Origin of the sequence: Streptomyces sp. R35, assembly GCF_041053035.1 — a bacterium.
Classification (GTDB): Bacteria; Actinomycetota; Actinomycetes; order Streptomycetales; family Streptomycetaceae; genus Streptomyces; species Streptomyces lutosisoli.
Map to the genome: position 1 here is coordinate 7,648,055 of NZ_CP163440.1, position 19,590 is coordinate 7,667,644.

Below are 19,590 nucleotides of genomic sequence, written 5' to 3' on the forward strand. Positions count from 1 at the left end.
TGCAGATGCACCACACTCCCCTCAGGCGCGCACTGATCGCCGGCGCCGCCCTCGCCGCCCTCGCCGCGCTCCCGGGCTGCGGCGGTGAGCCCAAGGACCACGCGAACGAGGCCATCGGCACCAAGCCCGCCGCCGTCCAGCCCGCCCCGCCGAAGACGAAGACGATGAAGAAGCCGGTCCAGGGCCTGCCGGGCATGCCCGCCGTGCTCGACCCGACGGACGTCTACGCCGCCGACCGCCCGAACAGGCTCTCCCCGGTGGTCAAGGACTTCCCCTCCCGCGTCTACGTCCCCAACACCAACGACAACACCGTCTCGGTCATCGACCCGAAGACGTACGAGGTCATCGAGACGATCCCGGTCGGCGCCCAGCCCCAACACGTCGTCCCCTCCTGGGACATGAAGACGCTGTGGGTCAACAACGACAAGGGCAACACCCTCACCCCCATCGACCCGAAGACCGGCAAGGCGGGCAGAACGGTCGAGGTACACGACCCGTACAACCTCTATTTCACGCCCAACGGCAAGTACGCCATCGTCATGGCCTCCCTCGACCGCGAACTGGTCTTCCGTGACGCGCACACGATGAAGCGCGTCAAGACCGAACCGGTCAGCTGCTACGGCGTCAACCACGCCGACTTCTCCATGGACGGCCGCTACTTCATCGTCTCCTGCGAGTTCAGCGGCGAACTGCTGAAGGTCGACACCGAGAAGATGAAGGTGATCGGCCGGCAGAAGCTCCCGTTCGACGGCGCCATGCCGCAGGACGTGAAAATCTCCCCGGACGGCAAGAAGTTCTACATCGCCGACATGATGGCCAACGGCATGTGGGTCCTGGACGGCGACAAGTTCACCACGCCGACCCTGCTCCCCACCGGCAAGGGCTGCCACGGCCTGTACGTCAGCCGCGACTCGCGCGAGATGTACATCTCCAACCGAGGTGAAGGCACGATCTCCATCTTCGACTTCACCCAGAACAGGCTCACCAAGAAGTGGCACCTGCCCGACGGCGGCAGCCCCGACATGGGCGGCGTCTCCGCCGACGGCAAGGTGCTGTGGCTCTCCGGCCGCTACGACGCCGAGGTGTACGCCATCGACACCCGCACCGGCGTCCAGCTCGCCCGCATCCCGGTCGGCGACGGCCCGCACGGCCTCGCGGTGTACCCGCAGCCGGGCCGCTACTCGCTCGGCCACACGGGCATCTTCCGCTAGAAGCCCTGCGGGCAACCCCGGTTGACTGACACGCCGCCGTACGGGTGATGATCCCCGACCCGCCGCCGCGGAACCGAGATCGTGCTCCCCATGATCACAACTCGCCTGCGGCGGCGGGCCGCTGCCGCCGTCCTGTCCCTCGCGGCCGTCCTGGCAACGTCCGCCGCGACACCCGCCTCTCCGGCCACGGGGACGGCCACCAAGGGTGCGAAGGCCGCCGCGCCCACCTGTCCCCAGTTCACCGACCCGGTCCAGGCCGCCGCCGACCGCCGCGTGGACGTCGACCGCATCACCCCCGACCCGGTCTGGCGCAAGACCTGCGGCACGCTCTACCGCAGCGACAGCCGCGGCCCGGCGACCGTCTTCGAGCAGGGCTTCTACCCGAAGGACGTCGTCAACGGGCAGTACGACATCGAGCAGTACGTCCTGGTCAACCAGCCATCGCCGTATGTGTCGACGACGTACGACCACGACCTGTACAAGACCTGGTACAAGTCCGGCTTCAACTACTACATCGACGCGCCGGGCGGCGTGGACGTCAACAAGACCATCGGTGACACCCACAAGTGGGCCGACCAGGTCGAGGTCGCCTTCCCCGGCGGCGTCGCGCGCCAGTACATCATCGGCGTCTGCCCGGTCGACAAGAAGACCAAGACCGAGATCATGAGCGACTGCGAGAGCAACCCGAACTACGAGCCCTGGCACTGATCTCGGTCACCGGGCGATGAGCAGCGCCTCCGCCCCGACGGGACGGTAACCGGCCGCCTGGAACGCCCGCAGACTGCGGGCGTTCCCCGGCGACACCTGCGCCCAGACGGGCTCGCCGGCCAGCTGCCGTGCCGCCGACGCGAGTGCCCGCCCCAGCCCCCGATGCCGTACGCCTTCCTCCACCTCGACCGCGACCTCCAGACGCCCCGCGATCCCGCGCCCCAGGACGAGGACCCCGCCGTCCGCGGCCCACACCCGTACGTCGTCGCGCCGCTTGCGGGAACTGGCGACCCGGGGATGGTCGGGGTCGCCGATCTCGCTCAGGGGCAACAGGGGTTCGCCCGGGAGCGGAGCGGCGACGCTCATCAGGTCGATGGTGTCGTTCGACCGCCCGGTGCGTTCCATGAGCGCGGCGAGGAACCGTGGGTTCATGGTCGCCGCGAGCGCGTCGCAGTCCATGGCGGCCAGCGTCTCGCGCACCCATCCCTCGTCCTCGTCGGTGAAGACGACGGAGTGCGCCGTGAAGGAGAGGACACCGGCGTCGCGGGGGGAGTGCTGGCGTACGACGGTGGTGCGGCCGTCGGGCGGAGGAAAGACACCCCGGGCCGCCGCGTCCACAATGTCCCGCAGGGTGTCAGCCATGACCGTCACCGTTTCCCGCCGCTTGAGTCTCCACCCACTGGAAGGCCCAGACTCGCAGACATGATCGAAGACGGCACCGGACTTTTCACCATCGGCGAGCTGTCCCGCAGCACCGGCCTGTCCGTCCGTACCATCCGGTACTGGTCGGACGAGGGGGCCCTGCCCCCGGTGACCCGCTCCTCGGGCGGCTACCGCCTGTACGACGCCGCGTCCGTCGCCCGCCTGGAGCTGATCCGCACCCTGCGCGAACTGGGCCTGGGCCTGGACGACGTACGCAAGGTGCTGGCGGGCGAGACGACGGTCGCGGAGGTCGCGGCGACGCATGTGGCGGCGCTGGACGCGCAGATCCTCCCCCAGTGCCTTAAGGGCCTGGGGGGACCCCAGTTGCAGGTGACCCGTGCGGTGCTGTCGACCGTGGCGCGACGCGGCTCGACCGCGGAGGAGATGACCCTGATGAACAAACTGGCGCGGCTGTCGGCCGCGGAGCGGAAGCAGATCGCCGACGACTTCATGGAGGAGACCTTCGCGGGCCTCGACACCGCGGACCCCGACATCCGCACCCGGCTGCGGTTCGGCCTCGCTGAGCTGCCCGAGGACCCCACGCCCGAGCAGGTGGACGCCTGGGTGGAGCTGGCGGAGCTCTTGCAGGACCGGGGCTTTCGCGCGCGGATGCGCAACATGATCGAGTTCAACGCGGCGAACCGGGGGCCCGAGGTGCCGGCCGGTACGTCCCTGTGGTTCATGAGCCGTCTCGTGCAGCTCGCCGGCGAGGCGCTGGAGCGGGGCGTCGCCCCCGGGTCGCCCGAGGCCGAGGAGGTGCTGGCCGGGATCCTCGGGAACGCCGACCGGGCCGCCGTACTGGAACGCATCGAGTCCGCGTCACACAGTGAGATGGCCCGCTTCCGGGAGCTGAACGCCCTGGTCCGCGGCGTGGACCCGCTGTCGGCGCACCGTGAGGAGTTCGCCTGGGTGGTCGCCGCACTGCGGGCTCGGTCGGCCAGTTAATCTGACCCCCGTACACAAGGCAGTAACGCACGCAGTGATGCACGACGAAGGGGCGGACCGGTGGCGGACATCGAGGAAGCACGTAAGCAGTTCGAGCGGATCGACACGGACGGTGACGGTTCGATCACCGCGGCCGAGTTCAAGACCGCCCTCGCCCAGGGTGGCGACTGGAACGTCACCGAGTCGGTGGCGGAGGCCATCATCGCCAGCCGCGACCTGAACGGCGACAAGGTCCTCTCGTTCGACGAGTTCTGGGCCCACCTGAACAAGTAGCACCCACGAAGGGGCGCCCACCGGTGATCCGGCGGGCGCCCCTTCGTCATGCGGTGCGTGCGGAGCGGCCCCCGGGTGCCCGTCCGCGGTACTGCCCCGGCGCCACCCCGTACTCCCGCTTGAACGCCTTGGCGAAGGCGAACTCCGAGGTGTAGCCGGCGCGTTGGGCGATCAGGCGGAGGGGGACGGAGTCCTCGCGCAGGAGCCGGCCCGCGGTGACCATGCGCCACCAGGTCAGATACGTCAGCGGGGGCTCGCCCACCAGCGTGGCGAAGCGGCGGGCGAAGGCCGCGCGGGAGAGGCCGCCGTGGACGCCGAGTTCCTCGACCGTCCACGGGTGCGCCGGATCGCCGTGGATGGCGCGCAGTGCGGCCCCGACGGCCGGGTCGGCGAGCGCCGCGGCCCAGCCCGTCGGGTGCCCGGAAGCATGGCGCTCGGTCTGCCACCAGGCGCGCAGGATGTAGAGCAGCAGGGTGTCGAGCAGGGACGTGACGATCGTGTCCGAGCCGGGCTGCCGCTCCTCCAGCTCCATGCCGAGCAGTTCGACCGCCGCCCGCAGCGAGCGGTGGGCGCCGATGCGCGAGGGCAGGTGCACGACCTCCGGCAGCTCCGAGAGCAGCGGGTGGGCGCGGCCCCGGTCCAGGTGGTACGCGCCGCACAGCATCACCGTGACCGGGCCCGACTCCCGTACGGGTGGCGGAAGTTCGGGCCACGAGCCGTCCGGCAGCTGCCGTATCTCCTCCAGCGGTACGTCGAGACCGCTGGCCAGCGCGTATCCGCGGCCCCGGGACAGGAACGCCACATCACCGGGCCCCAGCGCCACCGGCTCGCCCTCCGCCGGGATCAGCAACGCCGAACCCTGCAACACCACATGGAACCCGGTGCTGTCCGAGTCCGGGAAGCTCATGCCCCACGGCGCGTACTTGTCATGGCGCTTGGAGTGCGGCAGCCCGGTGCGCATCGCCGCGATGGCGTCGCTGAGTACGTCCATGCCCGTACGGTAGCCGCTGCTCGCCACCGCGAGACGTACGGACAGGAAATCGAGATCGGCAGACATGGATCGTCTCGCACGACCCTCGTAGCGTCGACGGCATGTCAACCACCGCACGCACAGTGCTCTTTCATGAACTCGGCGGCCCCGACGTCCTGACGGTCGAGGAGGTCGAACTGCCCGCGCCAGGACCGGGCGAGGTGCTCGTCAAGGTCGCGGCGCTGGCGCTCAACCGCGCCGAGGCGCTCTTCCGTGCGGGCGCCTACTTCTACCAGCCGACGCTGCCGGGCTCCCGCAACGGCTACGAGGCGGCGGGCGAGGTCGAGGCCGTGGGCGAGGGTGTCACCGCGTTCACGCCGGGCGACCTCGTGATGTCGGCGGCCAACTTCAAGCTCAGCGAGCACGGCGTGTACGGCGACCGGATCCTGCTGCCCGAGAGCGCCCTCGTCCCGCGGCCCGCCGGGGTCGACGCGGTCACCGCGGCCGCCGTCTGGCTCACGTACACGACGGCGTACGGCGCCCTGATCGTGACCGCGGGCATGGCTCCCGGGGACCAGGTGCTGATCACCGGGGCGTCCAGCGGTGTCGGCACCGCCGCGATCCAGGCCGCCCGCCGCAGCGGCGCCGTCCCGATCGTCACGACCCGCAGCGATGCCAAGCGGCAGCAGCTGCTCGACCTGGGGGCTGAGCATGTCATCGTCAGCGAGCACGAGGACGTGATCAAGGAGACCAGGCGGCTGACCGGCGGGCAGGGCGCCGACATCGTCTTCGACGCGATCGGCGGCCCCGGCTTCCGCGCCCTGGGCGAGGCCACCGTCCCGAACGGAACCCTGGTCAGCTACGGCTGGCTGGACCCGCGCCCGATCGAACTGCCGATGAACTGGCCCCTCACCATCCACGGCTACAGCAACTTCGAGGTCACCGGGCCCGCGGACGCCCGTCGCCGTGCCGCGCACTACGTCAACGCGGGCCTCGCCGACGGCACCCTGCGCCCCGTCGTCGCCGAGGTCTTCGACGGCCTCGACCGCATCGGGGACGCCCACCGCCTGATGGAGTCCAACACGCACACCGGCAAGATCGTGGTGAAGCCCTGAAGTCCTGAGGCCCCCACGGCGGTCACCCGATTGCCGTACGCCTCGGAATAGCGGGCGCGGGCCCGGGGTTGGTGATCCCCATCAGGAGCATCAACCCTGGAAGGGCCTGTCCATCATGAAGATCGGCATCATCGGCGCGGGCAACATCGGCGGCAACCTCACCCGGCGGCTCACCGCCCTCGGGCACGACGTCTCCGTCGCCAACTCCCGCGGTCCCCACACGCTCACCGCGCTCGCCGAGGAGACCGGGGCGACAGCCGTCAAGGTCGAGGACGCTGCGCGCGGCGCCGAGGTCGTGGTCGTCACGGTCCCCCTGAAGGCGGTCCCGGACCTGCCGGACGGGTTCCTGGACGGAGCCGCCGAGGGCGTCGCCGTCATCGACACCGGCAACTACTACCCCCAGCAGCGCGACGGCAGGATCGCCGCGATCGAGGACGAGGGCCTCACCGAGAGCCGCTGGACGGCCCAGCAGATCGGCCACACGGTCATCAAGGCCTTCAACGGCACGTACGCCCAGGACATCCTGGACCGCCACCGTCCGGCCGGCGCCCCCGACCGCATGGCCCTCCCGGTCGCCGGGGACGACGAGGCCGCCAAGCGCGTCGTCCGCGCCCTCATCGACGACCTCGGCTTCGACACCGTCGACGCCGGCGGCCTCGACGACTCCTGGCGCCAGCAGCCCGACACCCCGGTGTACGGCCTCCAGGAAGGCCTCGACGCGGTGACGAAGGCCCTGGCCGAGGCCTCCCCGGAGCGCCCGGCGGGCTTCCGTGGCTGAGGCGGAGAGGATCTAGACGATCTCCAGGGGCCGGTGCGGCCCTGCGGGCAACTCGACCTTGACCGAGTCGCCGGGCCGCACCAGCCCGCCTTCCCGCACGACACTCATGACCCCGGACTTGTAGACGACGCCGCTCTCGCCCCTTCCCACCACCTGCTTGAGCAGCCCCTTCTGGAAGTTGTCGATCTGCGCGCACGGATTCCGCAACCCGGTGACCTCGACGACGGCCTCGTCCCCGATGTGCAGCAGCGCCCCGACCGGCAGCCCCAGCAGATCGACCCCACGGGTGGTGACGTTCTCCCCGAGCTCCCCGGGGGCGACGGCGAACCCGGCCTCCCGGAGCTCGTCGAAGAGTTCCTCATGTATGAGATGCACCTGCCGCAGATTCACCTGCGACGGATCCTTCTCCATCCGGAACCGGTGCTTGACCGTCGTCCCGGCGTGCACATCCCCCTCCACCCCGAGCCCGGCGAGCAGCGTGATGCTCTCCCGGTTCGGCTTGGTGAACGAGTACGTCCCGTTGCTGCTGACCGCCGTGACTGTCCCACCCATGTGCTGCTCCCCGCTCCGCTGATGGCGTCATCGCGCCAGTGACCAGCGAAATCGTAAGGCCCGCCCCGGAAAAGTCCCAGGGATCCTGACCTTCGCGACCGGGGAGCGGTCAGCCGTTGTCGGCCCACTCGACCAGTTTCGCCTTGCTCGCGAAGTCGGCGACGTCCTTGTCCAGCGGGTCGTCGGTGTACTGGTGGAAGCGCCACTTGGCCTTGATGCGCGGCTTGCCCGCCGTGACGTAGTCGGCGATCCACAGGCCGTCCCCGGCGTACGAGGTGGTGTCGACGTTCAGCCAGTAGTTCCGGTTCGTGTAGAGCACGACCCGGTGGTCCGGCCGGAGTTCCTTCACCGTCCGGATGAAGTGGTCCTTCTCCGCGTTGCTCGCGTGGGTGCCGTCGCCGGTCGTCTCCCAGTCGACGGCGAGCAGGTCGCCCGCTTGCTCCGGGGTCTTGCCGAGGAAGTACTCGGCCTGCGCGGTGATGTGGCCGGGCCAGAGGAAGTGGTAGAACCCGACGACGCATTCGGCGTCGCGGGCGGTCTTCACCTGGGCCGTGAGCTTGGGGTTCACATACGAACGCCCCTCCGTCGCCTTGATGAAGACGAAGGAGAGGCCGTCCGTGTCGTACGCCGACGACTGGTACGCGCTGACGTCGATGCCTCGCAACATGGGGGGCTCCCTGGTGTCGTGGGGGGCAGGGGGTACGCGGAGGTGCGATAGCTTCCGCTTTCCCTCGGCCGGCCGGTCCCACCCTCGGGCGGGCGTTCGACACCGGACACTCCCGCGACGTCAGCCCCGGCCGGCGACCGACCCCAGCACCGTGGCCGACTTCGCCGACCAGTCCGAGGTGATCACGCTCGCGTGGTCCGCGGCGAGGAGTGACAGCCGGGCCGCGACCTCCGCGTCCGTCGGGCTGGTCGAGGAGATGGCGGGGGAGACGCCCGCCGCGTCCGTCATGATCAGAAGGTAGTGACGGGTGTCGTACCAGGCCGTGTCGTAGCCGTTGTTGACGTACGTCGCCGCGTCGCCGTCGAAGACCACGAACCAGGGGCGGATGGAGCTGTCGTAGCGGCTGGTGCGCGGGTCGCCGGACGCGGCGCCCAGCACCGCCGGGAAGGCCTGTGCGGCGGAGATGGTCCCGGCCGCGTACAGGTCCCGGAGGTGATCCCCGTACTCCTCGTCCGTCCAGTAGGTGTCGAGCGGATTGGACTGCTCGACCGTGCCCGGTATCAGCTCGAAGATGACCTTGCCGGTCAGATCGTCCCGCGAGGGCCAGGCATTGGCCTGCGCGGCCGCGTCCAGCGTCGAGTACGAGGTGCCGAGCAGGTCGGACGGCTTGTAGACGATGTTCCCGAGCTTGGCGGCGACGAGTGCGTCGAACTCGTCCGGGCCGAGTGAACGGTCGTTGTTGAAGCCGTTCTTCATCTCCACCTTGAAGATGATCGGCCGGTGTGCCGGGTGTGCCTGGTGCCAGGCCGCGATGTTGTCCAGGCAGCTGCCGAGGTCCTGGTTGCGGTCCTTGCTGTACAGCTCGTCCGGGCTGTCGGCGTACTCGCAGTTGTTGTCGTTCCCGACCGGGTTGCTGTGACTCACTCGCCACCGCTTGCTCACGCCGTCGGTGTAGACGTCGAGTTCGAGCAGCGAGGCCCCCGAGTCCAACGCGTTCGCGAAGTACGTGTACTTGTCCTTCTCGTACGCGTTGTGCGTCCCGATCACCGTCGCGTCGGACACCTTCACCGCCGCCGCCTCGGCACTGCCCGGCATGCCCAGCAGCATCGCCGCCGCCCCGCACAACGCTGCCAGCCGTCTCACCGTACGCACGTGTCAACTCCCCTTTGCCGCCGCCCATTCGGCGGCAGCCTAGGGTGGGTGGATTACCGTGCGGTAGCCCTAAGAGGAACATCAACCTCCGCTGCGTGCACCGGAGTTCGCGGGGCTAATGCCCACGCCTCCAGAGGTTTGCCGCTCCTTCGGGCCCGGCCATCGCCAGGAGACCGCCGTGGGAACTGAACGCGAGCGTGGTGACCGCCTCGTCGGATTCCGTGATGGGGCGCCCGACATACCCCGGCTTCGAGGGGTCCGTCACGTCCCACAGGCGCACCCGGCGGTCCCGCCCCACCGCCGCGAGTAGCGTGCCGTCCGGGGTGAACGCGAGCGCCGTTGCCCCCTCGGCGCCCACCGTGAACGGCCGGCCTCTGTTCTTCGGGTGCCTGGGATCCGTGACATCCCACAGGCGTACGGTCCAGTCGGCGTCGGCGACGGCGAGCGTGTCGCCGTCGGAGGTGAACTGCGCCGCCCGCGGGGCGTGGGGGAGCCGGATCGTCCCGCCGCTCGCCGTTTCGCCCACCGGTGGAAGCGGACCCTCCTGCACCTGGACAATGTCACCCGACCCGAAGGCGGCCCATCTCACGCTGCTCCTGCCGCCGCTCACGGCCTCGACGTTTTGACCGAGGGACACGCTCCAGAGGCGCTTCCCTTCCTCGACGTCCCACGCTGTCAGCCCGCTCGCTTGCGCGGCCACGAACGTATGACCGTCCGCGGTGAAGTCCAGCGCCGAGACCGGGCCGGTCCCGATCATGCTCTGTGCCAACAGCTGCCCGGAAGGGCTCAGCCTCCACGCGTCGAGCGCGACGCCGCTCGCGGCCACCAGAGTGAGGCCGTCGGGCGAGAAGGCCAGCGCACTTACGGGGCCCGAGAACGGGAAGACGCGGGTGCCGACGGGCTGCCAGGTTTCCGTCCGCGGCGTCCCCGCTCCCCCCGGACCGATCTCTCTCCACGGCGACGGCAGTACGCCTGCGCCCTGGACCAGGCCGACCGTCAGGCCCATCACCCCGAGGATGCAGGCCGCGGCGAACCCGGGAACCCAGCCCGTCCACCCCGGTGCGGGGCGACGACGCTCGCTGCCCCGCATCCGCACCCGTACCCGCACCGGCAGCGGCCGGGTGCCCAGCGCCGCCATGAGCCGGGCACCGCGCCGCCCTGGTCGCGCTGTGCCCATGTCCGGCGGCGCCGTGCCCACGTCCGGCGGCAGCGCGGCGAGAGCCAGCACCAGGCGACCGAGCCGGCTGTCAGCGCGCACCATCGGAACCCCCGCTCTCCGGTGCCGGCAGGCCGAGCCGGTCGGACGGTTCCCGCGTGGTGGGCAGCGCCGTGTCGGGGCGCTGCTGGGCCCCGGGTTCGGCGAGGGGGATCGACTGGAAGAACCTGGCCACGATGAGCGGCGCGGCCAGCCCCGCCGCCAACGCCGCGGTCGCGTTGGGCAGTTGATCCGAGGTGCCCAGGGCCGCGGTCAGACCGAAGCCCGCGAAGAGTCTCAGCGCGATGGCGACCAGCACCACGGGACGGTCGGCGGGACTGCTCCACGGCCACCGCCACCGACGGCGCGGACCGGTGGGCCGCATCGATGCGGAGAGATTCAGCGCTTCGGCGACCCCGCTCCCCAGCAGTCCCCACAGCGCGGCTTCCAGGCCTGTCACTGCACAGAGGGTAGCGGAGGGCGACCGGCCGGTGTCACCAAGTGACCAAAGTGCCGGCGCCGGCCTCGCCTACGGCGTCAGCACTCGATGATGTTGACCGCCAGCCCGCCCCGGGCCGTCTCCTTGTACTTGACGCTCATGTCGGCGCCCGTCTCCTTCATGGTCTTGATGACCTTGTCGAGGGAGACCTTGTGGGAGCCGTCGCCGCGCATGGCCATCTTGGCCGCCGTGACGGCCTTGACCGCGGCCATGCCGTTGCGTTCGATGCAGGGGATCTGGACGAGGCCGCCGACCGGGTCGCAGGTCAGGCCGAGGTTGTGCTCCATGCCGATCTCGGCGGCGTTCTCGACCTGTTCGGGGCTGCCGCCGAGGACCTCGGCGAGGGCGCCGGCGGCCATCGAGCAGGCGGAGCCGACCTCGCCCTGGCAGCCGACCTCGGCGCCGGAGATGGAGGCGTTCTCCTTGAAGAGCATGCCGATCGCGCCCGCGGCGAGCAGGAAGCGGACCACGCCGTCCTCGTCGGCGCCCGGCACGAAGTTGATGTAGTAGTGCAGGACCGCCGGGATGATTCCGGCCGCGCCGTTCGTGGGGGCCGTCACCACACGGCCGCCCGCCGCGTTCTCCTCGTTCACCGCCATCGCGTAGAGCGTGATCCACTCCATCGCGTGGGCCAGCGGGTCGCCCTCGGCGCGCAGCTGGCGGGCCGAGACGGCGGCGCGGCGGCGGACCTTGAGGCCGCCGGGCAGGATGCCCTCGCGGGACATGCCGCGCGAGACGCACGCCTGCATCACGTGCCAGATCGCGAGGAGGCCCTCGCGGATCTCCTCCTCGGTGCGCCAGGCGCGCTCGTTCTCCAGCATCAGGGCGGAGATCGAGAGACCGGTCTCCTTCGTCAGCCGCAGCAGCTCGTCGCCCGAGCGGAAGGGGTACTTCAGGACCGTGTCGTCCAGCTTGATCCGGTCCTCGCCGACCGCGTCCTCGTCGACGACGAAGCCGCCGCCGACCGAGTAGTACGTCTTCTCCAGGAGCAGGGCGCCCTCGGCGTCGTACGCGAAGATCGTCATGCCGTTCGCGTGGTACGGGAGCGCCTTGCGGCGGTGCAGGATCAGGTCGTCGTCGAAGGAGAAGTCGATCTCGTGCTCGCCGAGCACGCGCAGACGCCCTGACGACTTGATCTCCTCGACCCGGCCGTCGGCCCCCTCCACGTCCACCGTCCGCGGCGAGGCGCCCTCCAGGCCGAGCAGCACCGCCTTCGGGGTGCCGTGGCCGTGGCCGGTCGCGCCCAGGGAGCCGTACAGCTCGGCGCGTACCGAGGCCACCGGGGCCAGCAGCTCCTCGTTGCGCAGCCGCCGGGCGAACATACGTGCCGCACGCATCGGGCCCACCGTGTGGGAGCTGGACGGGCCTATACCGATCGAGAACAGGTCGAAGACCGAGATGGCCACGGGGACTCCTTGGGGTTTCGGCGGACGCCGTTGTCTGCCGGGTGGTGCGGAGGGTGATACATGCGGCGGGGCACCGCGCCCACCTCACAGTGTGCGCGGCGCCCCGGACATTCGTGCGAAGTGTCGATGGTCGCACGAAACGGTCGTACGTCAAAAAGCGTACGGAACTACTTCAGGCCGGGGTACAGCGGGTGCTTGTCGGCCAGAGCGGACACCCGGACCTTGAGGGACTCCGCGTCGTAGGACGGCTTCAGCGTCTCGGCGATGACGTCCGCGACCTCGGTGAAGTCCTCGGCCGTGAAGCCGCGGGTGGCGAGGGCGGGCGTGCCGATGCGCAGGCCGGAGGTGACCATCGGAGGGCGCGGGTCGTTCGGGACGGCGTTGCGGTTGACCGTGATGCCGACCTCGTGGAGGCGGTCCTCGGCCTGCTGCCCGTCCAGCTCGGAGTTGCGCAGGTCGACCAGGACCAGGTGCACGTCGGTGCCACCGGACAGGACGTCCACGCCCACGGTCTTCACGTCGTCCTGGACCAGGCGCTCGGCCAGGATCCGCGCGCCGTCCAGCGTGCGCTGCTGGCGCTCCTTGAACTCGTCCGAGGCGGCGACCTTGAAGGAGACGGCCTTGGCGGCGATCACGTGCTCCAGCGGACCGCCCTGGAAGCCGGGGAAGACCGAGGAGTTCAGCTTCTTGGCGAACTCCTTCTTCGCCAGGATGATGCCGCCGCGCGGGCCGCCGAGCGTCTTGTGGGTGGTGGAGGTGACCACGTCCGCGTACTCCACCGGGTTCGGGTGGAGACCGGCCGCGACCAGGCCCGCGAAGTGCGCCATGTCGACCCACAGGAACGCGCCGACCTCGTCCGCGATCCGGCGGAACTCCGCGAAGTCCAGCTGGCGCGGGTACGCCGACCAGCCCGCGATGATCACCTTGGGCCGGTGCTCCTTGGCGAGCCGCTCGACCTCGGCCATGTCGACCAGGCCGGCTTCGTCCACGTGGTACGCGACCACGTTGAACTGCTTGCCGGAGAAGTTCAGCCGCATCCCGTGGGTCAGGTGGCCGCCGTGGGCCAGGTCCAGACCGAGGATGGTGTCACCGGGCTGCGCCATCGCGAAGAGCGCGGCCTGGTTGGCGGAGGCGCCCGAGTGCGGCTGCACGTTGGCGTACTCGGCGCCGAACAGGTCCTTGACCCGGTCGATCGCGATCTGCTCGGCGACGTCGACGTGCTCGCAGCCGCCGTAGTAGCGGCGGCCGGGGTAGCCCTCGGCGTACTTGTTGGTGAGGACCGAGCCCTGGGCCTCCATGACCGCGACCGGAGCGAAGTTCTCCGAGGCGATCATCTCCAGGGTGGACTGCTGGCGGTGCAGTTCGGCGTCGACGGCGGCGGCGACGTCCGGGTCCAGTTCGTGAAGGGGCGTGTTCAGAAGCGACATGCGGTGACTCCTCAGCCGGCGGTGAAGGCGGTGTACTCGTCGGCGGACATCAGGTCTTCCGGCTCGTCCGCGATGCGTACCTTGAACAGCCAGCCGCCCTCGAAGGGCGCGGAGTTCACCAGCGACGGGTCGTCGACCACGTCCTGGTTGGCCTCGACGACCTCGCCGGTGACCGGCGCGTACAGGTCGCTGACCGACTTGGTCGACTCCAGCTCGCCGCAGGACTCGCCCGCGGTCACCGTGTCACCGACCGCCGGAAGCTGGGCGTAGACGACATCGCCGAGCGCGTTGGCCGCGAACTCGGTGATGCCGACCGTCGAGACGCCGTTCTCGGCGACCGACAGCCACTCGTGCTCCTTGCTGAAGCGCAGCTGCTGGGGGTTGCTCATGGCCTGAATTCTCCTGTACGCGGGGGAGTGCTGATGAAGGGGGGGAGGGTTGGTGAGCTGGGCGGATGCGCCCAGTGTCACTTCTGGCGCTTGTAGAACGGCAGAGCCACGACCTCGTACGGCTCGTGGCTGCCTCGGATGTCCACGCCGACGCCGGCCGTGCCGGGCGCGCAGTGCGCGGCATCGACGTACGCCATCGCGATCGGCTTGCCCAGCGTCGGGGAGGGCGCGCCGGAGGTGACCTCGCCGATCACCGTGCCGCCGGCGACGACCTGGTACCCGGCGCGCGGGACGCGGCGGCCCTCGGCGATCAGGCCGACGAGGACGCGCGGAGGCTGCGAAGCGGCGCGCTCGGAGGCGGCCTCCAGGGCCGTACGCCCCACGAAGTCGCCGTCCTTCTCGAACTTCACGACCCGCCCGAGCCCCGCGTCGAAGGGGGTGAGCGAGGTGCTCAGCTCGTGCCCGTACAGCGGCATGCCCGCCTCGAGGCGGAGCGTGTCGCGGCAGGACAGACCGCAGGGGACGAGCCCGACGGGGGCGCCCGCGTCGGTCAGCGCCTGCCACAGCTTCTCGGCGTCGGCGGGCGCGACGAACAGCTCGAAGCCGTCCTCGCCGGTGTAGCCGGTGCGCGCGATGAGAGCCGGGACGCCCGCGACGGTGCCGGGCAGGCCCGCGTAGTACTTCAGGCCGTCGAGGTCGGCGTCGGTGAGCGACTTCAGGATGCCGGGGGACTCGGGGCCCTGCACGGCGATCAGCGCGTACGCGTCACGGTCGTCGCGCACCAGGGCATCGAAGCCCTCGGCTCGCTCGGTCAGCGCGTCCAGCACCACCTGGGCGTTGGAGGCGTTGGCGACGACCATGTACTCGTGCTCCTGGAGCCGGTACACGATCAGGTCGTCGAGGATGCCGCCGTCCGCCCGGCAGATCATGGTGTAGCGGGCGCGGCCCACCCCCACGGAGGCGATGTTGCCGACCAGCGCGTAGTTCAGGAGCGCGGCCGCCTCCGGGCCGGTGACGGTGATCTCGCCCATGTGCGAAAGGTCGAAGAGGCCGGCCTTCGTACGGACGGCGAGGTGCTCGTCGCGCTCGGAGCCGTAGCGCAGGGGCATGTCCCACCCTGCGAAGTCGGTCATCGTCGCGCCGAGCGAACGATGCAGGGCATCGAGCGCGGTGTGACGGGGTGCGTTGCTGCTCATCGGTGGGGCTCCCAAGGCATGACGGCGAGGTCGTTCCTCCCCATCTGTCATCGGAACCTGAGAGGTTCATCACGACCCCGCGAAACGGTGGTCCTGACTTGCACCTTGGGTGGAGCCACTGGTCAGCGGCCCGCTTTTCAGATGTGCCTCGCCCGCGCGGTAACGGTGCCTGAGAGATTCAAGGGAGGGACTTGCTCCTTCGGCGTCCCAGCACGACGTACGCAGTACGTCACTGGGAACTCTCCCGCGCGGATTCAAGCGGCCGGTATGCAGTTGGCGGGCACATCATTGCACGCGCCGTCCGATCACGGCAGCCCGCATCTGTAACCGGCCTGTGGCAGTCCGAGTACCGAAACAAGAAGCGCCGCGCATTACCTTCTCTTTACACTCGACGGGGATGGGACTCCACACCCCAAGGGGAGGACGATCACGGTGAACAGGACCACGGCGTACGCGACGACCTCGGGCATCGCGCTGCCCAAGCAGCCCGGCGCCCCGGCGCGGGAGGCCTGCGGGCCGCTTCCGACGGCCGTCGTCCGCGACCTCAGGGACCGCGCGGGACACAGCCCGCACGGACTGCACTTCGGGGCCTTCGACCTCGTCGTGGTCACCGGGCTGCCCGGCAGCGGCAAGTCGACCCTGATGCGCCGGGCCGTCACGGGCACACGCATCGACTCCCAGGACACCCGCGACCGCTGGGACGGCCGGATGGCGGCCTGGCTGCCGTACGCGGTCTACCGCCCCCTGGTCCGCCTCGCGCACTACGCGGGACTGCGCCGCGCCCTGCGCTCCGGCACCGGAGTCGTCGTGCACGACTGCGGTACGCAGGCCTGGGTGCGCCGCTGGCTCGCCCGCGAGGCCCGGCGCCGGGGCGGCGCGCTGCATCTGCTGCTGCTCGACGTCACCCCGGGCACGGCGCTGGACGGTCAGCGCGAGCGTGGGCGCGGCGTCTCGCGGTACGCGTTCGCACGCCACCGCGGCGCGGCCACCCGGCTGCTCCGCTCCGTGGAGAAGGGCGACCTGCCCGACGGCTGCGGCTCGGCGGTCCTCATCGACCGAGCGGCGGCGGACGTGCTGCGCCGGATCGACTTCGGCGACTGAACGGGCGTACGACGCCGGGAGGTCGTACGAAAGGGCGTACGGGACGGCGGTGCGAGCCCACTAACCTTGCCAGCCGGAGCACAGGTTCACAGGTTCACAGCAGGCGGTAGACAGATGGACTTCCCCGAATTCCCCGACTTCCCGGCGCCGGAGCACCCGCATCCCCATCCGCACGGCGGATGGCCCGGCAATGAACTGGAGGAGGTGCTGTCGGCCTCCCTCGGCGTGCCCTCGGCAGGGGCCCGCATCGTCGAGGTCCTCGGCCGCAGCTTCGTCTGGGTGCCCCTGCCGAACGGCGGCGGCCCCCAGAGCGGCCCGCTCGACCTGCCCACGCTGGAGATCGAGGGCCAGGCGTTCGTCCCTGTCTTCAGCTCCGAGGAGCAGTTCCGCCAGGTGACCGGCGGCCACATGTCGTACACGATCGCGCCCGCCGTCGAGTTCGCCCGCGGGCTGCCCCCGCAGGTCGGCATCGCGGTCAATCCGGACGGCGTGGTCGGCGTACCGCTGCCGCCGCTCGCCGTCGCCGAACTGTGCCGGGCCGGGCGGACCCCACTGGACGGGCCCGCGAGCGGCGGCCGGGTGCGGCTGTTCGAGCCCGACTGGCAGGAGGACCCGGTGGACTTCCTGTCCGCGGCCTCCGCCGAGTTCGCCGAGACCGGCGTCGTCCTGACCGCCCGCCGCTGCCTGGCCGCCATCGAGACCGCCGACCCGGTCATGTTCATCGGCGTCGAGCTGTCCTCATGGGAGGGCGACGCGCGCACGCTTCCACTGGACGCGCTGGGCCGCGCGCTGGGCCGGGTGCCTGTGGACCGCCCGGTGAACCTGATCTTCCTCGACGTGGCCCAGGACCCGGTAGGCGACTGGCTGCGCGCCCAAGTACGGCCCTTCTATCAGTACGGCCACTGAGGCGCCCCGATAGGGGCGCGGGGCTGCATCGATGTGCGGCTCCGCCGCGTGGGCGCGACCAGCCACAACCAACCCGCAGCCCGCAGACCACAGCAAGTCCCGAGCTATCAACGGTTCTCCCAGCGGAGCGCCTAAGCTGGTTTGATAACTCGGTCAAGGTGTTGTTCGCGAAGGGGCGGTAGAAGGTGAGCGCGTCGGGCACGGCTGCCGCGGGGCAGGTCGAGCACATGCTGCGCCAAGTGACGCCCGGGCGTTACGACGCCTACGAGGCGCTCCTTCGCGCCCTCGCGACCCCGTCGTCCGGCCAGGTCTGGATGCTGCTCTGGCACGGCCAGGCCGGCTCCCCGGACGCGCAGTACGGGAACATGGAGGTGGACGGCTTCGGGTACGCGCCCTGTGTCACCTCCGCCCAGGAGCTCTCGGCCAGCGGCTGGAACCGTTCGTACGAGGTCGTCGACGGCCTCGACGTCGCCCGCACGCTCTACCCCGACCACTTCGGCCTCTGGCTCAACCCGCACGCCCCCGGCGGCGGCGTCGGCATCCCCTGGCTGGATCTGCGCCGCATCGCCACGGGCCTGGAGCGCCAGCCCGCGGGCCCGCTCCGGCTCTCCGAACCCGGTATCGAGATCCCGCAGTTCTACGCGCTGATCACGCAGAACGCGCACCGCACCCCCGCCGTGCGCTCGCTGCGCCGCGCCTGGGTGCAGCCCGCGCTCGGGGCACCGTACCTGGCCATCGGTCTGGACGTGTACGACACTTCGCCGCCCGCCGTCGACTCGGTGCGCGCGATGATGCAGCAGTCCATCGGCGCGGTCCCGGACGGCCTGCCCGTCTCGACCGTCGCGATGTCCGACGAGTACGACCCGGTGGCGATCTGGCTGCGCGCCAACGCCCGGCCGTTCTACGACCGCGAGGCGCACGCGGCCCCGGCGCAGGCACCGATGGCGGGTGGCTACGGTTACCCGCAGCCGCGCTCATACTGATCCGGCGCGGCCCGGCCGACCGTCTGACCTGCGGGCGAGAAGACGTAAGGGCTTGTTGTCCCGTTTAGGGGCGACAAGGAAGGAAAGGGTGCCTCGTGGCCCTTTCCGACCCAACTGCCCCTCGTCCGTCTCGCGTTACCCACTGTTCGGATAACGGAATCCCCCTACAAGCATCACGGTTGCGCATACTTTCTCCATCAGGCCTGGCACGTGATCGTGGCGGCACTGAAGACTCGCCCATCAGACATGGGGTCATCGATCCTGTGAGCGAGTGCAAGTCGAACGATCAAGCCGGGTAACCAGGCCGCACCATCTGCGGCCATCTCCCGGCATGCAAGTGAACCAAGCCGCAGACAGCGGCAGGCGTAGGCCGGTCACCACCGGCGAGAGGGGTCGGGTCACTGTGACCGCACCGATCGAGACCACCGGGGCGGCATCGGAAGCACAGCCAGAGGCCGTGCTTGCCGGAGTCGACAAGGGGCAGATCGAGGGCCGTTCCCTGGGACAGATCGCCTGGACGCGCTTCAAGCGCGACAAGGTGGCGGTCGCCGGCGGTGTCATCGTCGTGCTGCTCGTCCTGCTGGCCGTGCTCGCCCGGCCCGTCCAGGCGATGTTCGGGCTGGACCCGAACGCCTTCCACCAGGATCTGATCGATCCCAACACCTCGCTGCCCAAGGGCGGCTTCGGCGGCATGAGCTGGGACCACCCGCTCGGTGTGGACCCGAAGTTCGGGCGCGACATCGCCACCCGCATCCTGGAGGGCTCCTGGGTGTCGCTGGTGGTCGCCTTCGGGGCGACGATCCTGTCCAACGTGATCGGCGCGATCCTGGGCGTCGTCGCGGGCTACTACGGCGGACGAGTCGACTCGATCATCAGCCGGCTGATGGACACCTTCCTCGCCTTCCCCCTCCTGCTCTTCGCGATCGCCATCTCCGCCACCCTGCAGGGCGGCGCCTTCGGCCTCGAAGGGCTCCCGCTCCACCTGTGCGTGCTGATCTTCGTCATCGGCTTCTTCAACTGGCCCTACCTGGGCCGGATCGTCCGAGGCCAGACCCTCGCCCTGCGCGAGCGGGAATTCGTGGACGCCTCCCGAGGCATGGGCGCCAGGGGCCCGTACATCCTGTTCCGGGAGCTGCTGCCCAACCTGGTCGGCCCGATCATCGTCTACTCGACGCTGCTCATCCCGACCAACATCCTCTTCGAGGCGTCCCTCAGCTTCCTCGGGGTCGGTATCCAGCCCCCGCAGGCGTCGTGGGGCGGCATGCTCAGGGAAGCGGTCACCTTCTACGAGGTCGACCCGCAGTTCATGATCGTGCCTGGTCTCGCCATCTTCGTGACCGTGCTGGCGTTCAATCTGCTCGGCGACGGTCTCCGCGACGCTCTCGACCCGCGCAGCCGCTGAGGCCGGCCGCATT

Annotated in this window: 21 protein-coding genes and 1 riboswitch; of the genes, 10 read left to right on the top strand and 11 right to left on the bottom strand. The window is 70.2% G+C overall.

Going from position 1 to position 19,590, the window contains the following annotated elements; all coding sequences use genetic code 11:
• Nucleotides 1-5: 5 nt before the first annotated feature.
• Both AB5J50_RS34720 and AB5J50_RS34725 read left to right on the top strand, forming a co-directional pair.
• Nucleotides 6-1,211, top strand: a complete 1,206-nt coding sequence (locus tag AB5J50_RS34720) for a YncE family protein (protein ID WP_369265594.1) — start codon at nucleotides 6-8, stop codon at nucleotides 1,209-1,211.
• A 90-nt stretch (nucleotides 1,212-1,301) separates the two neighbouring features.
• Nucleotides 1,302-1,919 carry an ADP-ribosyltransferase gene (locus AB5J50_RS34725; RefSeq protein WP_369262375.1) on the top strand — a complete coding sequence of 206 codons (618 nt, stop codon included), beginning with the start codon at nucleotides 1,302-1,304 and terminating at the stop codon, nucleotides 1,917-1,919.
• 6 nt (nucleotides 1,920-1,925) lie between these two features.
• Here the strand turns inward: AB5J50_RS34725 and AB5J50_RS34730 are convergent, their stop codons facing one another.
• Nucleotides 1,926-2,561, bottom strand: a complete 636-nt coding sequence (locus AB5J50_RS34730) for a GNAT family N-acetyltransferase (protein ID WP_369262377.1) — start codon at nucleotides 2,559-2,561, stop codon at nucleotides 1,926-1,928.
• A 60-nt stretch (nucleotides 2,562-2,621) separates the two neighbouring features.
• Between AB5J50_RS34730 and AB5J50_RS34735 the strand changes: the two genes are divergently transcribed.
• Both AB5J50_RS34735 and AB5J50_RS34740 read left to right on the top strand, forming a co-directional pair.
• Nucleotides 2,622-3,566: a MerR family transcriptional regulator gene (locus AB5J50_RS34735; RefSeq protein ID WP_369262378.1), complete on the top strand. Its 945-nt coding sequence runs from the start codon at nucleotides 2,622-2,624 to the stop codon at nucleotides 3,564-3,566.
• Nucleotides 3,567-3,626: 60 nt separating this feature from the next.
• On the top strand, nucleotides 3,627-3,839 hold the full coding sequence (locus AB5J50_RS34740) for an EF-hand domain-containing protein (protein ID WP_327431872.1): 213 nt from the start codon (nucleotides 3,627-3,629) through the stop codon (nucleotides 3,837-3,839).
• 46 nt (nucleotides 3,840-3,885) lie between these two features.
• On the opposite strand, the gene AB5J50_RS34745 is transcribed toward AB5J50_RS34740, so the two are convergent.
• The gene (locus AB5J50_RS34745) at nucleotides 3,886-4,830 is read right to left on the bottom strand and encodes an AraC family transcriptional regulator (protein WP_369265595.1); all 945 of its coding nucleotides are present in this window, start codon (nucleotides 4,828-4,830) and stop codon (nucleotides 3,886-3,888) included.
• Nucleotides 4,831-4,931: 101 nt separating this feature from the next.
• Between AB5J50_RS34745 and AB5J50_RS34750 the strand changes: the two genes are divergently transcribed.
• Both AB5J50_RS34750 and AB5J50_RS34755 read left to right on the top strand, forming a co-directional pair.
• Entirely contained in the window at nucleotides 4,932-5,924 is a 993-nt protein-coding gene (locus AB5J50_RS34750; protein WP_369262380.1) for a zinc-dependent alcohol dehydrogenase family protein, read from the top strand.
• 4 nt (nucleotides 5,925-5,928) lie between these two features.
• On the top strand, nucleotides 5,929-6,702 hold the full coding sequence (locus AB5J50_RS34755; RefSeq protein WP_369265596.1) for an NADPH-dependent F420 reductase: 774 nt from the start codon (nucleotides 5,929-5,931) through the stop codon (nucleotides 6,700-6,702).
• A gap of 12 nt (nucleotides 6,703-6,714) precedes the next feature.
• Here AB5J50_RS34755 and AB5J50_RS34760 read toward each other — a convergent pair whose 3' ends face one another.
• The 9 genes from AB5J50_RS34760 to gcvT form a co-directional block, all read right to left on the bottom strand.
• Nucleotides 6,715-7,254 carry an MOSC domain-containing protein gene (locus tag AB5J50_RS34760; RefSeq protein WP_369262382.1) on the bottom strand — a complete coding sequence of 180 codons (540 nt, stop codon included), beginning with the start codon at nucleotides 7,252-7,254 and terminating at the stop codon, nucleotides 6,715-6,717.
• A gap of 109 nt (nucleotides 7,255-7,363) precedes the next feature.
• Nucleotides 7,364-7,921, bottom strand: coding sequence for a glycoside hydrolase family 25 protein (locus tag AB5J50_RS34765; RefSeq protein ID WP_369262384.1), 558 nt, complete (start codon nucleotides 7,919-7,921; stop codon nucleotides 7,364-7,366).
• A gap of 120 nt (nucleotides 7,922-8,041) precedes the next feature.
• Nucleotides 8,042-9,073 carry a phosphatidylinositol-specific phospholipase C domain-containing protein gene (locus AB5J50_RS34770; RefSeq protein WP_369262385.1) on the bottom strand — a complete coding sequence of 344 codons (1,032 nt, stop codon included), beginning with the start codon at nucleotides 9,071-9,073 and terminating at the stop codon, nucleotides 8,042-8,044.
• Nucleotides 9,074-9,188: 115 nt separating this feature from the next.
• Nucleotides 9,189-10,334, bottom strand: coding sequence for a WD40 repeat domain-containing protein (locus AB5J50_RS34775; RefSeq protein WP_369262387.1), 1,146 nt, complete (start codon nucleotides 10,332-10,334; stop codon nucleotides 9,189-9,191).
• A complete protein-coding gene (locus AB5J50_RS34780; protein WP_327431877.1) occupies nucleotides 10,321-10,728 on the bottom strand; it encodes a hypothetical protein in 408 nt (135 codons plus the stop codon). Before AB5J50_RS34780 ends, AB5J50_RS34775 begins: the two co-directional genes overlap by 14 nt.
• 77 nt (nucleotides 10,729-10,805) lie before the next feature.
• The gene (locus AB5J50_RS34785) at nucleotides 10,806-12,173 is read right to left on the bottom strand and encodes an L-serine ammonia-lyase (protein WP_369262389.1); all 1,368 of its coding nucleotides are present in this window, start codon (nucleotides 12,171-12,173) and stop codon (nucleotides 10,806-10,808) included.
• Nucleotides 12,174-12,340: 167 nt separating this feature from the next.
• On the bottom strand, nucleotides 12,341-13,600 hold the full coding sequence (glyA, locus tag AB5J50_RS34790) for a serine hydroxymethyltransferase (RefSeq protein ID WP_369262391.1): 1,260 nt from the start codon (nucleotides 13,598-13,600) through the stop codon (nucleotides 12,341-12,343).
• 11 nt (nucleotides 13,601-13,611) lie between these two features.
• Entirely contained in the window at nucleotides 13,612-13,989 is a 378-nt protein-coding gene (gcvH, locus tag AB5J50_RS34795) for a glycine cleavage system protein GcvH (protein WP_369262392.1), read from the bottom strand.
• Nucleotides 13,990-14,066: 77 nt separating this feature from the next.
• A complete protein-coding gene (gcvT, locus tag AB5J50_RS34800) occupies nucleotides 14,067-15,185 on the bottom strand; it encodes a glycine cleavage system aminomethyltransferase GcvT (RefSeq protein ID WP_369262394.1) in 1,119 nt (372 codons plus the stop codon).
• A 147-nt stretch (nucleotides 15,186-15,332) separates the two neighbouring features.
• Nucleotides 15,333-15,442, bottom strand: a riboswitch (glycine riboswitch).
• Nucleotides 15,443-15,611: 169 nt separating this feature from the next.
• On the opposite strand from gcvT, the gene AB5J50_RS34805 reads away from it, so the two are divergent.
• The 4 genes from AB5J50_RS34805 (at nucleotide 15,612) to AB5J50_RS34820 (ending at nucleotide 19,577) form a co-directional block, all read left to right on the top strand.
• On the top strand, nucleotides 15,612-16,286 hold the full coding sequence (locus AB5J50_RS34805; RefSeq protein WP_369265597.1) for an AAA family ATPase: 675 nt from the start codon (nucleotides 15,612-15,614) through the stop codon (nucleotides 16,284-16,286).
• 114 nt (nucleotides 16,287-16,400) lie between these two features.
• The gene (locus tag AB5J50_RS34810) at nucleotides 16,401-17,192 is read left to right on the top strand and encodes an enhanced serine sensitivity protein SseB (protein WP_369262396.1); all 792 of its coding nucleotides are present in this window, start codon (nucleotides 16,401-16,403) and stop codon (nucleotides 17,190-17,192) included.
• Nucleotides 17,193-17,377: 185 nt separating this feature from the next.
• Nucleotides 17,378-18,175, top strand: a complete 798-nt coding sequence (locus AB5J50_RS34815; RefSeq protein ID WP_330307443.1) for an enhanced serine sensitivity protein SseB C-terminal domain-containing protein — start codon at nucleotides 17,378-17,380, stop codon at nucleotides 18,173-18,175.
• A gap of 403 nt (nucleotides 18,176-18,578) precedes the next feature.
• On the top strand, nucleotides 18,579-19,577 hold the full coding sequence (locus AB5J50_RS34820; RefSeq protein ID WP_369262397.1) for an ABC transporter permease: 999 nt from the start codon (nucleotides 18,579-18,581) through the stop codon (nucleotides 19,575-19,577).
• The last annotated feature ends 13 nt before the right edge of the window (nucleotides 19,578-19,590 follow it).